12 protein-coding genes are annotated in these 15,332 nt (G+C 72.4%); 10 read left to right on the forward strand and 2 right to left on the reverse strand.

The annotated features are described in order from the left end of the window. Positions 1-3 precede the first annotated feature (3 nt). Complete coding sequence (locus MUB56_RS05870) at positions 4-858, reverse strand: PfkB family carbohydrate kinase (protein WP_244930970.1); 855 nt, start codon at positions 856-858, stop codon at positions 4-6. A gap of 145 nt (positions 859-1,003) precedes the next feature. On the opposite strand from MUB56_RS05870, the gene MUB56_RS05875 reads away from it, so the two are divergent. From MUB56_RS05875 to araA, 10 genes are all read left to right on the forward strand, one after another. Continuing rightward, positions 1,004-2,032, forward strand: coding sequence for a LacI family DNA-binding transcriptional regulator (locus tag MUB56_RS05875; protein ID WP_244930971.1), 1,029 nt, complete (start codon positions 1,004-1,006; stop codon positions 2,030-2,032). Between the two features lie 16 nt (positions 2,033-2,048). After that, positions 2,049-3,107, forward strand: a complete 1,059-nt coding sequence (locus MUB56_RS05880; RefSeq protein ID WP_244930972.1) for an aldose epimerase family protein — start codon at positions 2,049-2,051, stop codon at positions 3,105-3,107. Between the two features lie 312 nt (positions 3,108-3,419). Further along, entirely contained in the window at positions 3,420-4,418 is a 999-nt protein-coding gene (locus MUB56_RS05885) for an ABC transporter substrate-binding protein (RefSeq protein ID WP_244930973.1), read from the forward strand. Positions 4,419-4,551: 133 nt separating this feature from the next. Then, on the forward strand, positions 4,552-6,123 hold the full coding sequence (locus MUB56_RS05890) for a sugar ABC transporter ATP-binding protein (RefSeq protein WP_244930974.1): 1,572 nt from the start codon (positions 4,552-4,554) through the stop codon (positions 6,121-6,123). Next, on the forward strand, positions 6,116-7,174 hold the full coding sequence (locus tag MUB56_RS05895; RefSeq protein WP_244930975.1) for an ABC transporter permease: 1,059 nt from the start codon (positions 6,116-6,118) through the stop codon (positions 7,172-7,174). The genes MUB56_RS05890 and MUB56_RS05895 overlap by 8 nt, the downstream gene beginning before the upstream one ends. Further along, complete coding sequence (gene yjfF, locus MUB56_RS05900; protein ID WP_244930976.1) at positions 7,171-8,172, forward strand: galactofuranose ABC transporter, permease protein YjfF; 1,002 nt, start codon at positions 7,171-7,173, stop codon at positions 8,170-8,172. The genes MUB56_RS05895 and yjfF overlap by 4 nt, the downstream gene beginning before the upstream one ends. Beyond that, a complete protein-coding gene (locus MUB56_RS05905) occupies positions 8,169-9,215 on the forward strand; it encodes a LacI family DNA-binding transcriptional regulator (RefSeq protein WP_244930977.1) in 1,047 nt (348 codons plus the stop codon). Before yjfF ends, MUB56_RS05905 begins: the two co-directional genes overlap by 4 nt. Positions 9,216-9,217: 2 nt before the next feature. After that, positions 9,218-10,876: a ribulokinase gene (araB, locus tag MUB56_RS05910; protein WP_244930978.1), complete on the forward strand. Its 1,659-nt coding sequence runs from the start codon at positions 9,218-9,220 to the stop codon at positions 10,874-10,876. Between the two features lie 2 nt (positions 10,877-10,878). After that, positions 10,879-11,556, forward strand: a complete 678-nt coding sequence (locus MUB56_RS05915; RefSeq protein WP_244930979.1) for an L-ribulose-5-phosphate 4-epimerase — start codon at positions 10,879-10,881, stop codon at positions 11,554-11,556. A 43-nt stretch (positions 11,557-11,599) separates the two neighbouring features. After that, positions 11,600-13,123, forward strand: coding sequence for an L-arabinose isomerase (gene araA / locus MUB56_RS05920; RefSeq protein ID WP_244930980.1), 1,524 nt, complete (start codon positions 11,600-11,602; stop codon positions 13,121-13,123). A gap of 29 nt (positions 13,124-13,152) precedes the next feature. Here araA and MUB56_RS05925 read toward each other — a convergent pair whose 3' ends face one another. Continuing rightward, entirely contained in the window at positions 13,153-15,327 is a 2,175-nt protein-coding gene (locus MUB56_RS05925; RefSeq protein ID WP_244930981.1) for an alpha/beta fold hydrolase, read from the reverse strand. Between the last annotated feature and the right edge of the window lie 5 nt (positions 15,328-15,332).

Raw genomic sequence — 15,332 nt, forward strand, 5'->3', positions numbered from 1 at the left:
CCCTCAGTGGGGGCGGGCGCCGGTGTGCTGCACGGACAGCGACGCTGCTTCGAGGGCGGCGACCAGCGCCGTGTCGAGGTCGGCCCCGCCGGCCAGCGCGGCGGCGAGGGTGCCGGCGAGCACGTCGCCCGCACCGGTCGTGTCCACCGCGTCGACGCGGGGGGCGGGCAGGTGCCGGCTGCCGTCGGCGTCCGCCACCCGTAGCCCGGCGGACCCGAGCGTGACCACGACCGACCGGGCTCCGGCCCGGGTGCGGACCGCCGCGGCGAGGTCGGCGACGCTCTCCGCGTCGAGCAGGTCCGCGGCCTCGGACTCGTTCACCACGAGCGGATCGGCGAGGGCGAGCGTCTCCGCCGCGAGGGGTACGACGGGCGCCGGGCTGAGCACCAGCCGGCCGCCGGACGCGGCGACGGCGCGAGCGGCCGCGTCGACCGGGCCGGCCCCGACCTCGGTCTGGGCGAGCACGACAGCGGCACCCGCGCAGGCGGCCCCGACCTCGTCGTACGTGAGGGTCGCGTTGGCTCCGGTGCCGACGACGATGGAGTTCTCGCCGTCGGGGGTGACCACGATCAGCGCGGTGCCGGTGGCGACGTCCGCGCGCACCGCCACGTGCTCGATCGCGACCCCGCCCGCGGTCAGCTGCTCGAGCTGGTCCCGCCCGGCGGCGTCGTCGCCGACCGCCCCGCAGACCGCCACCGCCACCCCGGCCCGCGCGGCGGCGGTCGCCATGTTGGCGCCCTTGCCACCCGCACTCACCGTCGGTCCGGCGCCCACCACCGTCTCGCCCGGCACCGGCCGCACCGCCACCCGGACGGTCACGTCCTGGTTGATCCCGCCCACCACGACCACGTCTGTCATGCGGGCCAGTGTCGCAGCGGGCCCCGACCGGACGCCGTACGACCTGGTGGCCGTGACGACCAGCTCGGATGACGTCGTTCGACCCGGACGCCACCGCCGCCAACTCGCAGGACGACACGGCCGGGGCGGCGCCTACGATGCGGGCATGCCGGGACCCAGGGAGAGGAGCGGGCGGCGCTCGCCGAGCATGGCCGAGGTTGCCGCGCAGGCGGGGGTGTCGCACCAGACGGTCTCGCGCGTCCTGAACGACTCGCCGCTCGTCAAGGACGACACCCGGGCCCGAGTGCTGGCCGCGATCGAGGAGATGGGCTACCGCCGCAACAACGCGGCGCGGATGCTCGCCACGAACCGGTCGGGCCGGATCGGCATGATCTCGGCCCACCTCGCGCTGCACGGCCCGAGCATGATCGCGGTGGCGGTGCAGGAGGCCGGGCACGACGCGGGGTACGACGTCTCGCTGGTCGGCGTCTCCGACTTCTCGCCCGAGTCGCTGAAGGGGGCCGTGGACCGGCTGCTGGACGAGGCCGTGGAGGCGCTTGTCGTGGCCGTCGCCCACACGACGGCCACCGAGCGCGCTCTCTCGCTGCACCTGCCGGTGCCCGTGGTACTCGTGCAGGGCGTCAGTGCCGGCCAGCCGATGGCCGCCGGCATCGACCAGATGGCGGGTGCCTTCCTGGCCACCGAACATCTGCTGGACCTGGGCCACCGACACGTCGCCCACGTCACCGGTCCGTTGGAGTGGGTCGAGGCCGGGCAACGCCGCGCGGGCTGGCGGGACGCGCACGCCCGGCGGGACCTGCTGCCGGGGCGCGAGCTCGCCGGCGACTGGTCCGCTCGCAGCGGCTACGACGCCGGTCAGCGGATCGCGGACGACCCCGACGTGACCGCGGTGTTCGCGGCCAACGACGCGATGGCCCTGGGGGTGCTCCGGGCCCTGCACGAGCGCGGGGTCGACGTGCCCGGCCGGGTGAGCGTCGTGGGCTTCGACGACGTGCCCGAGGCGGCGTACTACTGGCCCGGCCTGACGACCGTCAGCCAGGAGTTCTCGGTGCTCGGGCGGAGCGCCGTCGCGCTGACCCTGCGGGCCCTCGCGGGTGAGGGGGAGCCGGTGGCGGACCTGGTCCGGCCGTCCCTCGTCGTCCGGGCGTCGTCGGGCGCGCCCGCCACCCGCTGATGTTAGCGTTCACATCATGACGCAGGCGCCGCCCGGACTCCCGTTCGACGTGCTGCCGGACGGGCGCCCGGTCCGGTCGGTGACCATCGGGGCGGCGCCCGGGCCGCTCGTCGAGGTGCTCACGCTGGGCGCCACCGTGCACCGGCTGGAGGTGGCCGGCTCCGACGGGCTGCGTCGCAACGTCGTCCTCGGCCACGCCTCGGCGGCCGACCGGCTCGCGAGCACGGCGTACCTCGGTGGCACCATCGGCCGCTACGCCAACCGGATCGCCGGTGGGCGCTTCCCGCTCGCCGGCCGCGAGGTGGTCGTCGACACCCACGACCGCGGCAACAGCCTGCACGGCGGGCCGGACGGCTTCGACCGCCGGCTCTGGGACGTCGTCGCCCAAGCGCCGGACGAGGTCGCACTGGCGCTGCTCAGCCCGGACGGGGACCAGGGCTTCCCAGGCGCGGTCTCGGTGCTGGTGCGCTACCGCGTCGAGGGTGCCGTGGTCCGGGTGGAGCTGGAGGCGACGACCGACGCGCCGACCGTCCTCAATCTCACCAACCACGCGTACTTCAACCTCGACGGCGAGGGTGCCGGCACCGTCGACGACCACGTCCTGACGCTCGCCGCGGACGAGTACACCCCCGTCGATGCCGCCGGCATCCCGCTCGGGGGGCATGCCCCGGTCGGGGGCACGCCGTTCGACTTCCGCGACCCGGCGCCGATCGGTCCGGCCCTGCGTCGCGACCACCCCCAGCTTCTCGACGCCCGCGGGATCGACCACAACTACGTCGTCCGAGGCGCCGGGATGCGGGTCCACGCGGCCCTCGCGTCGGATCGTTCCGGCATCGGGCTGGAGCTCCGATCCGACCAGCCCGGTCTGCAGGTCTACACCGGCAACTTCCTCGACGGCACCGACCCGTCGACGGGTCGCGGCCGCTACCGCCAGGGTGACGGCATCGCCCTGGAGCCGCAGCTCTTCCCCGACTCGCCGAACCGGCCCGCGTGGCCGTCCGCGCAGGTCGGGCCGGGCGAGACCTACCGGGCGACCCTGGAGTGGGAGTTCTCCGTCGCGCCCGGCACGCCCTGACCGGCTCGCCCTGACCCGCACCCCCTGATCCGCACCCCCTGAGCGAGCCCGTGGGGGCTCTCGGGCCGCGCCCGCAGGGCCCGGCCCCGGCAGGTGATGACCGCCGAGAACCTCGAGAGCGAGAGGACGGCAGAAGCGGCCGGGTGGGTTGCCGGGCCGTGGAACGTTCCTGGGTCAGCCGCCAAGTGAGCGTTCACATTTTCCGGATGAAACCCCTCGACAGGGCTTGACGAGGGTGAATGTTAGCGCTCACACTCGTCCATCAGTGACACCGGTCACAGGGTGAGAGCCCGTCGATCTGGAGGAAGACCAGTGCTGAAGAAGACTCTGATCGCCGCGAGCGCGATCTCCCTGAGCGCCTTCGCGCTCACCGCCTGCGGGGGCGACTCGGACAGCGACAGCAAGGGCGAAGACAGCGGCGGTGCGATCACCATGGGCTTCGCCCAGGTCGGTGCCGAGAGTGGTTGGCGCACCGCCAACACCAAGTCCATCGAGGAGTCGGCCGACGCCGAGGGTGTCGACCTGAAGTTCACCGACGCCCAGGGCAAGCAGGAGAACCAGATCCAGGCGATCCGGTCCTACATCCAGCAGAAGGTCGACGTCATCGCCTTCAGCCCGGTCGTCGAGACCGGCTGGGACGCCGTCCTGCAGGAGGCCAAGGCCGCCAACATCCCGGTGATCCTCACCGACCGCGCGGTCGACTCCGAGGACACCTCCCTCTACAAGACCTTCCTCGGCTCCGACTTCGTCGTCGAGGGCGAGAAGGCCGGCCAGTGGCTGGTCGACAACGCGGCCGACTCCGACACCAATGGCGACGGCAAGATCAACGTCGTCCAGCTGGAGGGGACCACCGGTGCGGCCCCGGCGATCGACCGCGCGGAGGGCTTCGCCTCGACCACCGGCTCGGAACCCACCATCGAGGTCACCGCCTCGCAGACCGGCGACTTCACCCGCGACGGCGGCAAGCAGGTCATGGAGTCCTTCCTGCAGTCCGACGACACGATCGACGTCGTCTACGCCCACAACGACGACATGGGCCTGGGGGCGATCGAGGCGATCGAGGCGGCCGGCAAGAAGCCCGGCGTGGACATCAAGATCATCACTGTCGACGCCGTCAAGGACGGGATGACCGCCCTCGCCGAGGGCAAGATCAACTTCATCGTCGAGTGCAACCCGCTGCTCGGTCCGCAGCTGATGGACCTGGCCGAGAAGGTCGTCGCCGGCGAGGAGGTCGAGCCCCGTGTCCTCACCGAGGAGGGCACCTTCGACCAGGAGCAGGCCAAGGCCGCCCTCCCGGACCGCCAGTACTGAGCAGCACTGCTGCTCCAGGTCGCCCACCGACCACGTCCCTCACGTGACGCCCGATGCCGTCGGGCCCGTCCGGTCGCCGCCGGACGGGCCCGGCGACGCACGCGAGGCAGACCCACCAGCAGGGAGGAACGAGATGACGCAGACGGACGTCCAGTCCTCGGAGACGGGCGCCGCCGGTTCGGCCCCCGTGATCGAGATGCGGGACATCTCGATCACCTTCGGCAGCGTCCGGGCGCTCAGCGAGGTGTCGCTGCGCCTCTACCCCGGCGAGGTGCACGCCCTGATGGGTGAGAACGGCGCCGGCAAATCCACCCTGATCAAGGCGCTCACCGGCGTCTACACGATCGACGCGGGCACCGTCCTGGTCGAGGGCGAGGCGCACAGCTTCTCCTCGCCGGCCGCCTCGCAGGCCGCCGGCATCAGCACGGTCTACCAGGAGGTCAACCTGGTGCCGAACCTGACCGTCGCCGAGAACATGCTGCTCGGCCGCGAGCCGCGACGCTTCGGCGCCATCAACGTCCGGGCCATGAACCGCCGGGCGCGCGAGACCCTCGAGGGCCTCGGGCTCGACATCGATCCCTCCTCGGTCCTCGGGGCGCACCCGATCGCGGTCCAGCAGCTGGTCGCGATCGCCCGGGCCGTCGACGTCGACGCGCGGGTGCTGATCCTCGACGAGCCCACCTCCAGCCTCGACGCCGACGAGGTGACGAAGCTGTTCGAGGTGATGCGCCGCCTGCGCGACCAGGGCGTCGCCATCGTCTTCGTCTCCCACTTCCTGGACCAGGTCTACGAGATCTCCGACCGGATGACCATCCTGCGCAACGGCCGCCTGGTCGAGGAGCGGATGGTCTCCGAGACCAGCCAGCTGGAGCTGGTCAAGCTGATGATCGGCCGGGAGCTGGAGGCGCTCGAGCGCCTGGAGCGGGAGCCCCCGAACACCGACGCCGAGGTCGGCACCCCGGTCGTGAAGGCGCTCGGCATCGGTCGCAAGGGGTCGCTGCAGGCCACCGACCTGGAGCTGTTCGAGGGCGAGGTCGTCGGCATCGCCGGCCTGCTCGGCTCCGGGCGGACCGAGCTGGCCCGGCTGCTCTACGGCGCCGACACCGTCGACACCGGCGAGCTGAGGTTCAAGTCCGAGCGTCGTCGGCTGCGCAGTCCCCGGCACGCGATCGACCGCAAGATCGCCTTCTCCAGCGAGGACCGCAAGGCCGAGGGCGTGGTCGGCGACCTGACCGTCGCCGACAACATGCTGCTGGCGCTGCAGGCCTCCCGCGGCTGGCTGCGTCCGATCCCGCAGGCCACCCGCACCAGGATCGTCGAGCAGTACGTCGAGGCGCTCGACATCCGCCCCGCCGACCCGACCGCGCTGATGCGCAACCTCTCCGGCGGCAACCAGCAGAAGGTGCTGCTGGCCCGGTGGCTGATCACCGAGCCCGAGGTGCTCATCCTCGACGAGCCCACCCGCGGCATCGACATCGGCGCCAAGGCGCAGATCCAGGCCAAAGTCGCCGAGCTCGCGGCCGCGGGGCTCTCGGTCGTCTTCATCTCCGCCGAGCTGGAGGAGGTGCTGCGGCTGAGCGACCGCCTCGTCGTGATGCGCGACCGCCGCAAGATCGCCGAGCGCCCGAACCACGACGTCAGCGTCAGCGACGTCCTCGAGATCATCGCGGGCGAGACCCGCGAGGAGGAGGCTCCCCGTGCCTGAGTCCTCGACCCTCGTCCAGCGGGCGCTGCGCCACCAGCTGCTGTGGCCGCTGCTGGCCCTGGTCGCCCTGCTCGTCGTCAACGTCGTCGCGACACCGACGTTCCTCAACATCCGGATGCAGGACGGCCACCTCTACGGCAACGTCGTCGACATCGTGCGCAACAGCGCCCCGGTGCTGCTCGTCGCCCTCGGCATGACCCTGGTCATCGCCACCCGCGGCATCGACCTCTCGGTCGGCGCGATCGCCGCGATCGCCGGCGCGGTGGCCTGCACCCGGATCGTCGGGGCCGGCGACGAGGGCGCCCTGGTCACCGCGGTGATGGCGTCGACGTACGCCGTCGTGGTCTGCGTCGTGCTCGGTGCCTGGAACGGCTTCCTGGTCTCCGTGCTCGGCATCCAGCCGATCATCGCGACCCTGATCCTGATGGTCGCCGGCCGCGGCATCTCGATGGCCGTCACCGACGGCCAGATCACCACGGTCAACAACGGCCACTTCAGCGACCTGGCATCCGGCTTCGTGCTCACCCTGCCGCTGGCCTTCATCATCGCGCTCGGGGTCTTCGCGCTCACCGCCCTGCTCACCCGTCGTACGGCGCTCGGGATGCTCATCGAGGCGGTCGGGATCAACCCGGAGGCCAGCCGCCTGGCCGGCGTCCGGGCGCGCACCATCATCTGGACCGTCTACGCCTTCTCCGGCCTGTGCGCGGGGATCGCCGGCCTGGTCATCGCGGCCAACACCAACTCGGTGAACGCCAACAGCCTCGGCCTGTGGATCGAGCTGGACGCCATCCTCGCCGTGGTCATCGGCGGTACGTCGCTGGCCGGCGGCCGGTTCTCGTTGACCGGCACCCTGATCGGCGCGCTGTTCATCGCGACCCTGGCCCGCACGATCCCCAACATCGGGATCCCCTCCGAGATCAACTACCTGTTCAAGGCGATCGTCGTGATCGCCGTCTGCCTCCTCCAGTCGCCGAAGGCGCGCGCCGTGTTCCGCGTCCGCCGGTCCGGCCCCGCCGCTCCCGTTCTCGTGAAGGCAGGTACCGCACGATGAGCGCCGCCACCGTCCCCACCTCGTCGACCTGGGACCGCGTCAGGGGTTACAGCCCGCCCTCGCGCTACCTGCCGGTGCTCGCGACCCTCGCCCTCTTCATCGGGCTCTTCGGCGTCGGCAGCGTCCGCTACGAAGGCTTCGGAGACGCGCAGGTGCTGCTCAGCCTGCTGATCGACAACGCCTTCCTGATCGTGCTCGCCGTCGGCATGACGTTCGTGATCCTGACCGGAGGCATCGACCTCTCGGTCGGCTCGGTCGTCGCGCTCTCGACGATGATCGCCGCCAAGACGCTGCAGCTGGGCTGGCCGCCGTACCTCTCGATCGCAGCGGTGCTCGCCACCGGAACCCTGATGGGTCTGCTCATGGGCCTGCTCATCCACTACTTCGACATCCAGCCGTTCATCGCCACCTTGGCGGGGCTGTTCCTGGCCCGGGGGCTGACCTACCTGATCAGCGTCGAGTCGATCTCGATCAGCGACGAGACCTTCACCCAGCTGGCGTTCAGGACCGTCTACTTCGGCGAGTACTACCTGCGCTGGACGGCGATCATCGCGCTGGTCGTGGTCGCGGTCGCGGCGTACGTCCTGGCCCGCACCCGATTCGGCCGCACCGTCTACGCCATCGGAGGCAGCGAGAGCTCAGCGATGCTGATGGGCCTCCGGGTGGCGTTCACCAAGGTCGGCGTCTACGTCATCAGCGGCTTCTGCGCGTCGCTCGCCGGGCTGCTGTTCTCGCTCTACATCCTCTCCGGCAACAGCCTGCACGCGGTCGGCATGGAGCTGGACGCGATCGCCGCGGTGGTCATCGGCGGCACCCTGCTCACGGGTGGGCGGGGGTACGTCGTCGGCTCGCTGCTCGGCGTTCTCGTCCTCGGGATCATCAAGACCCTGATCTCCTTCGACGGGACCCTGAGCTCCTACTGGATCCGGATCATCACCGGGATCCTGCTGCTGGCCTTCGTCGTCGTCCAGCGCTTCGCCACGCGGCGGCAGCCGTGACCGAGACCGCGCCACGCCCGCCGGCCGACCGGACGCCGGTGATGGCCGACGTCGCCCGGCTGGCCGGCGTCTCCCACCAGACCGTCTCGCGGGTGGTCAACGGCCAGAGCAACCTGCGCCCGGCGACCCGCGAGAAGGTCCTGCAGGCGATCCGCCAGCTCGGCTACCGGCCCAACAGCGCCGCACGTGCCCTGGTGACCCGCCGCTCGGCGACGATCGGGGTGATCGGTTCGAAGGCGGGCTACTGGGGCCCGAGCACGGTGCACCGCACCATCCAGGCGGCGGGCCGCGAGGCCGGCTACTACGTCAGCTCGGCCAACCTGCAGAGCCTGAACCGCGAGGATCTCCTCGACGCGATCAGCCATCTGCGCGACCAGAGCGTCGAGGCGATCGTGCTGATCGGCGGCACCGACGACGCGCTCGAGGTCGCCCGGGCCCAGGAGGACCTCGGGACCCCGGTCGTCGTGGTCGAGGGCGACGACGCCAAGACCCGCTGGACCGTCGGTGTCGACCAGGTCGCCGGCGCCGAGCTCGGCACCAGCCTGCTCCTCGAGCTGGGCCACACCGAGATCCTGCACCTCGCCGGGCCGCCGTCGTGGGCCGAGAGCCGCTCGCGGCTCCTCGGCTGGCGGAACGCGATGTCCGCCGCCGGACTGCGGCCCTCGCCGTACGTCGAGGGTGACTGGTCGGCGCGCAGCGGCTACCTGGCCGGACTCGAGATCGCCCGCAGCGACGACGTCACCGCGGTCTTCTGCGCCAACGACCAGATGGCGCTGGGCCTGCTGCGGGCGCTGTCGGAGCGCGGTCGGTCGGTCCCGGGCGACGTGAGCGTGGTCGGCTTCGACGACATCCCCGAGGCGGCGTACCTCATCCCGCCCCTGTCCACGGTCCGCCAGGACTTCACCGAGGTCGGCCGCCGGGTCATCGAGCTCATCCAGGCGGCCCTCGCCGGCGAGCCCGGCCCCGAGCGGCTGATCAGCCCCGAGCTCGTGGTCCGGGCCAGCAGCGGCCCGCCCCCGACCCGTTCGAAGAAGAGGAACTGACCATGTCCGAGCAGTACGTGGTGGGTGTCGACTTCGGCACGCTGTCGGGCCGGGCCGTCGTCGTCCGGGTCTCCGACGGCGCCGAGCTCGGCACCGGCGTCCACGAGTACCCCCACGCCGTCCTCGAGGAGCGGCTGCCCGACGGCCGCAGCCTGCCGCCGGACTGGGCGCTGCAGGTGCCCGAGGACTACCGCGAGGTGCTGCGGGTCGCCGTGCCGGCGGCGGTCGCGGCGGCCGGGATCGACCCGGCCGACGTGGTCGGCGTCGCCACCGACTTCACCGCCTGCACGATGGTGCCCTGCCTCGCCGACGGCACCCCGTTGGTCGAGGCCGGGTACGCCGACCGACCGCACGCCTACGTCAAGCTCTGGAAGCACCACGCCGCGCAGCCGCAGGCCGACCGGATCAACCACCTGGCCGAGGAGCGCGGGGAGGCGTGGCTGCCGCGGTACGGCGGGCTGATCTCCTCGGAGTGGGAGTTTGCGAAGGGCCTGGAGCTCTTCGAGGGGGACCGCGACCTCTACGACCTGACGGACCGCTGGGTCGAGGCCGCGGACTGGATCGTGTGGCAGCTGTGCGGGAGCTACGTCCGCAACGCCTGCACCGCGGGCTACAAGGGCCAGCTCCAGGACGGCGCCTACCCGAGCGTCGACTACCTGGAGGCGCTGGCTCCCGGCTTCGGCGGCTTCGTCGAGGAAAAGCTGGAGCACCGGATCGGCCAGCTCGGCGAGCGGGCCGGCACCCTGACCGCGGAGGCTGCGAGCTGGACCGGGCTGCCCGAGGGCATCGCGGTCGCGGTCGGCAACATCGACGCGCACGTCACCGCACCGGCGGCACAGGCGGTCCGAGCGGGGCAGCTGGTCGCGATCATGGGCACCTCCACCTGTCACGTGATGAGCGCCGACGTGCTCCGGGAGGTTCCCGGGATGTGCGGCGTCGTCGACGGCGGCATCATCGCCGGCTCCTGGGGCTACGAGGCCGGGCAGAGCGGGGTCGGCGACATCTTCGGCTGGTTCGTGAAGCACGGAGTGCCGGCGTCGTACGCCGAGGCCGCGGCCGCCGAAGGCGAGTCCCTGCACGAGCACCTGACCCGGCTCTCAGCGACCCAGGAGGTCGGTGAGCACGGCCTGGTCGCGCTGGACTGGCACTCCGGCAACCGCTCGGTGCTGGTCGACCACGAGCTCTCGGGCCTCGTGGTCGGCCAGACTCTGGCCACCCGGCCGGAGGACGTCTACCGCGCGCTGCTGGAGGCCACCGCGTTCGGCACCCGGGTGATCGTGGAGACCTTCCGCGACAGCGGGGTCCCGGTCGAGGAGTTCATCGTCGCCGGCGGGCTGGCCCGCAACGCCCTGCTGATGCAGACCTACGCCGACGTCACCCGGCTGCCGCTGTCGATCATCGACTCCGAGCAGGGTCCGGCCCTGGGCTCGGCCATCCACGCCGCCGTCGCGGCCGGCAGCTACCCGGACGTCCCGACCGCGGCCAAGTCGATGGGCAAGGTGCGGGCCTCGGTCTACCTGCCCGACGAGGCCCGAGCGCAGGCCTACGACCGGCTCTTCGAGATCTACCTCGACCTGCACGACCACTTCGGTCGTCGTACCACCACGATGCGTCGGCTCAAGGCGCTGCGCCGCGCTGCCGTCGCCCGAAGGGAGTCCTGACCATGACCGCGGTGACCGACGTCGCCGACACCATCGCCACGCTGCGCCGCGAGGTCTGCACCCTGCACGAGCAGCTCACGCGCTACCGGCTGGTGGTGTGGACGGCCGGCAACGTCTCGGCGCGGGTGCCGGGCCACGACCTGCTGGTCATCAAGCCGTCCGGGGTGTCGTACGACGAGCTGACGCCCGAGAACATGGTCGTCTGCGACCTCCGCGGCCGGGTCGTCGAGGGCGAGCACGCCCCGTCGTCGGACACCGAGGCGCAGGCCTACGTCTACCGCGAGCTGCCGGACGTCGGCGGTGTGGTGCACACGCACTCGACGTACGCCACCGCGTGGGCCAGTCGCGGCGAGCCGGTGCCGTGCGTGCTGACGATGGCCGCCGACGAGTTCGGCGGGGACATCCCGGTCGGGCCGTTCGCGATCATCGGCGACGACTCCATCGGCCGCGGGATCGTCGAGACCCTGCGGGGGAGCCGGTCGCCCGCCGTGCTGATGCGGAACCACGGCGTCTTCACCGTCGGCCCGACCGCCAGGTCGGCGGTCAAGGCCGCGGTGATGTGCGAGGACGTCGCCCGCACCGTCCACGTCGCGCGGCAGCTCGGCACGCCCCTGCCCATCGACCAGACCGACATCGACTCGCTCCACGACCGCTACCAGAACGTCTACGGCCAGCGCTGACCTCAGCCGCCGGTCCCGCCCCGAACGGAAGGCCTCCCCTCCCATGACCACCCCGTCGTCCAGCACGTCCGCCCCCACGCCGGAGGTCTGGTTCCTCACCGGGAGCCAGTCGCTCTACGGGCCCGAGACCCTCGACCAGGTCGCCGCCCAGTCGCAGGGGATCGTCGAGCGTCTCCAGGTCACCGCCGGCCTGCCGGTCACGGTCGTCTGGAAGCCGGTGCTGCTGGACGCAGCCTCGATCCACCGCCAGATGCTGGAGGTCAACAGCGCGCCGCACTGCGTGGGCGTGGTCGCCTGGATGCACACCTTCTCGCCGGCCAAGATGTGGATCGCCGGGCTCGACGCGCTCCAGAAGCCGCTGCTCCACCTGCACACCCAGGCCGGCATGGAGCTGCCGTGGTCGACGATCGACATGGACTTCATGAACCTCAACCAGGCCGCCCACGGCGATCGGGAGTTCGGCTACATCCAGTCGCGGCTCGGCGTGCCCCGCAAGACCGTGGCCGGCCACGTCGACTCCCCGGTCGTGGCCGCCCGGATCGGGCAGTGGGCCCGCGCCGCCGTCGGCCGCCGCGAGCTGCGCCAGCTGAGGCTGGCGCGCTTCGGCGACAACATGCGCGACGTCGCGGTCACCGAGGGCGACAAGGTCGAGGCCCAGCTGCGCTTCGGGGTCTCGGTCAACACCTACGGCGTCAACGACCTGGTGGCCGTGGTCGACCAGGTCGCCGACAACGACGTCGACAAGCTCGTCACCGAGTACGCCGACACCTACGCCGTCGCGCCCGAGCTGCTCCCGGGCGCGGAGCGGCACGACTCCCTGCGGTACGGCGCCCGCCTCGAGCTCGGCCTGCGCGCCTTCCTCGCCGAGGGCGAGTTCGGTGCCTTCACCACCAACTTCGAGGACCTCGGCGGCCTGCGTCAGCTCCCCGGCCTGGCCGTGCAGCGGCTGATGGCCGACGGCTTCGGCTTCGGCGGCGAGGGCGACTGGAAGACCTCGGTGCTGCTGCGCGGCATGAAGGTGATGGCCGCCGGGCTGCCGGGTGGCACCTCGTTCATGGAGGACTACACCTACCACCTGGTCCCGGGGGAGGAGAAGATCCTCGGGGCGCACATGCTCGAGGTCTGCCCGACGATCAGCACCGCCCGGCCGTCGCTGGAGGTCCACCCGCTCGCCATCGGGGGGCGCGAGGACCCGGTCCGGCTCCGGTTCACCGCCGACCCCGGCCCCGCCGTGGTCGCCGGCCTCTGCGACCTGGGCGACCGGTTCCGGCTGACGGTCAACGAGATCGACGTCGTCGAGCCCGACGAGGCGCTCCCGCACCTGCCCGTGGCGTGCGCGGTCTGGAAGCCCCGGCCCTCGCTGTCCACGTCGGCGGAGTCGTGGCTGATGGCCGGGGCGCCCCACCACACGGTGCTGTCGAAGGCGGTCGGGGTCGAGGTGCTCGAGGACTTCGCGGAGATGACCGGCACCGAGCTGCTCGTCATCGACGCCGACACCACGACCCGCTCCTTCCAGCGCGAGCTGCGCTGGAACGCTGCCTACCACCGGCTCGCCGCTCGGCTCTGACCTCGACCGCCGGTGGAGGGGCGGCGGTCTCAGAACAGCTCGGCCAGCATCGCCGCGGCACGTGCGGCGCCGTCGGTCTCGACCGGGCGCGCCGAGGACCCGGCGGCGAGCGCGTCGACCAGCGTCTGCGCGAGCAGGTCGGGATCGCACGCCTCCTCGTAGCCGAGGTGCCGGCCGGCGTCGTACTGCTCGAGGCGGTGGCGGACGTGCAGGTTCTGCTCGAAGTGCCGGCGCAGCGGCACGTAGACGAACGGGGTGCCGGCGGCGGTGAGCTCCATGCACGTCGTCAGCCCGCCCTGGACGACGGCGAGGTCGCACGCGGCGAGGTGCTCCTGCAGGCGGGGCACGTAGCCCCGCACCCGCACCCCGGTACGACGGGGCAGCGACGCCGGGTCGATCCGCGGGCCGCACACGACGAGGAAGCGGAGCTCGGGGAGCAGCCGGCGCGCGAGGGGTACGGCGTCCAGCACCCGGCGCAGCAGCGGACCGCCGACCCCCGAGCCGCCGACCGTCACGACGCAGACCCGGTGCTCGGGCCGGTAGCCGAGCGAGCGGCGCAGGGCGGCCCGCGCCGACCCGGACGGCGGCGCCGCGCCGGCGACGTACCCGGCGAAGTCGAACTCCTGCGAGGTCCACTCCCGGATGCCGGGCAGGCCGGGCCCGAAGTCGGCGGCGACGACGTCGTCGGGGTTGCCGACGAAGACCGAGCGGTCGCGCACCCAGGGGTAGCGGGCCCGGTGCTCGAGCATCTCGGCGTTGTAGTCGGCGGTGAGCCGGGCCTCGTCGGCGCCACCCTCGGGCATCGGCAGCCAGCCGACGAAGTCGGTGAGCCAGGCGAAGGGGAAGTGCTTGCGCTCGGGGTTCTCGTGCAGGAAGTGGTCGACGTCCCAGGCCTCGTCGCCGACGACCAGGTCGTAGTGCTGCTCGCGCACCACCTCGTCGAAGACCATGAAGTTGTTGACGAGGATCTCGTCCATCCGCCGGATGGCCTGGAAGGCGTGCAGGTCGTGCTCGCCGGCCTCCTCCTCCAGGTGGGAGGACTCGTTGGCCAGCCACGCCGAGGCGGGGTGCACCCGCTCGCCGGCCCCCTCCAGCACGCGGGTGACCGGGTCCTGGGTCAGCCAGTCGACCTCGACGTCGGGGCGCAGCCGACGCAGCTCGGCCGCGATCGCGACGTCCCGGTAGGCGTGGCCGAGGCCGATCGGCGAGGACAGGTAGAGCACGCGGCGGCCGCGCCGCGGCGCGCGGACCCGGGTCCGGCTGACGGGCGGCGGCGGGCAGACCCGGTCGACGAACGTCCGCACCATCGTGTTCACGAGCACCGGCTCGCGCGCGGGCAGGCCGTGGCCGCCGCCCTCGACGACGACCAGGTCACCGCCGGTGAGCTCGGCCAGCCGCGCGCCGACCGCCGCCGACCGGATCCGGTCCTCGCTGCCGTGCAGCACCGTCACCGGGCACCGGACCTGCGCGCACAGCGGCTCCAGCGGCTCCAGCACCGCACCGTCCAGCCCGAGGCCCCCGGCGCGGGTGTCGACCAGCACCCGCGGGGCGATGGTCGAGGACCAGTCCAGGCAGTCCTCGATCTGCTTGGTGGAGTGCGGCTCGTGGAACATCCGGTCGAAGAAGAACTCCCGGAAGTCGTCCAGCCCGCCCTCCAGCCAGTGCCACTTGTTGTACTTCGCCCAGCCGCGGTCGGTGTCGTGCCGCGCGTCCCAGGCGTACCGCTCCCGCTCGGGCTGGGCGACGGCGAGCCCGCAGGACGCGCCGATCGCGAAGATCCCGAGCACCCGGTCGGGGTGCCGGGCCGCGACGTGCACCGACCAGGACGCGCCGCAGGAGAGCGCCACCAGCACCGCCGAGTCGGTCCCGGTGGCGTCCAGGACCGCGACGGCGTCCTCGGCGAACTCGCGGTCGGCGTACGCCGCCGCCCCGGCCGGTCGCCCCGAGCAGCCGCTCCCGCGGCCGTCGAAGGTGACCACCCGGTGGTGGCGGGCCAGGTAGGGCACCTGCGCCTTCCACGCCCGGGAGCTGACGATCGACCAGGTCGGCATCAGCAGCACGGTCACCGGACCGTCGCCGTACACCTCCCACGCCAGCGGTACGCCGGCGCGCACGACCGTGCCCGTGTGATCGGGCAGGCAGGCCCGGCCGCGATCGGCCGGGAGCACCTCGTCGGGACGGGGCTCCTCCGTCATGGTCACCATGGTGC

It is taken from the genome of Nocardioides sp. W7 (assembly GCF_022919075.1).
In the GTDB taxonomy this organism is placed as follows: Bacteria; Actinomycetota; Actinomycetes; order Propionibacteriales; family Nocardioidaceae; genus Nocardioides.

What these genes read in the sequence shown, in the direction of transcription:
- MUB56_RS05870 (WP_244930970.1), bottom strand. Translation starts at nt 858, where the DNA reads ATGACAGACGTGGTCGTGGTGGGCGGGATCAACCAGGACGTGACCGTC.
- MUB56_RS05875 (WP_244930971.1), top strand. Translation starts at nt 1,004, where the DNA reads ATGCCGGGACCCAGGGAGAGGAGCGGGCGGCGCTCGCCGAGCATGGCC.
- MUB56_RS05880 (WP_244930972.1), top strand. Translation starts at nt 2,049, where the DNA reads ATGACGCAGGCGCCGCCCGGACTCCCGTTCGACGTGCTGCCGGACGGG.
- MUB56_RS05890 (WP_244930974.1), top strand. Translation starts at nt 4,552, where the DNA reads ATGACGCAGACGGACGTCCAGTCCTCGGAGACGGGCGCCGCCGGTTCG.
- yjfF (WP_244930976.1), top strand. Translation starts at nt 7,171, where the DNA reads ATGAGCGCCGCCACCGTCCCCACCTCGTCGACCTGGGACCGCGTCAGG.
- araB (WP_244930978.1), top strand. Translation starts at nt 9,218, where the DNA reads ATGTCCGAGCAGTACGTGGTGGGTGTCGACTTCGGCACGCTGTCGGGC.
- MUB56_RS05915 (WP_244930979.1), top strand. Translation starts at nt 10,879, where the DNA reads ATGACCGCGGTGACCGACGTCGCCGACACCATCGCCACGCTGCGCCGC.
- araA (WP_244930980.1), top strand. Translation starts at nt 11,600, where the DNA reads ATGACCACCCCGTCGTCCAGCACGTCCGCCCCCACGCCGGAGGTCTGG.
- MUB56_RS05925 (WP_244930981.1), bottom strand. Translation starts at nt 15,327, where the DNA reads ATGGTGACCATGACGGAGGAGCCCCGTCCCGACGAGGTGCTCCCGGCC.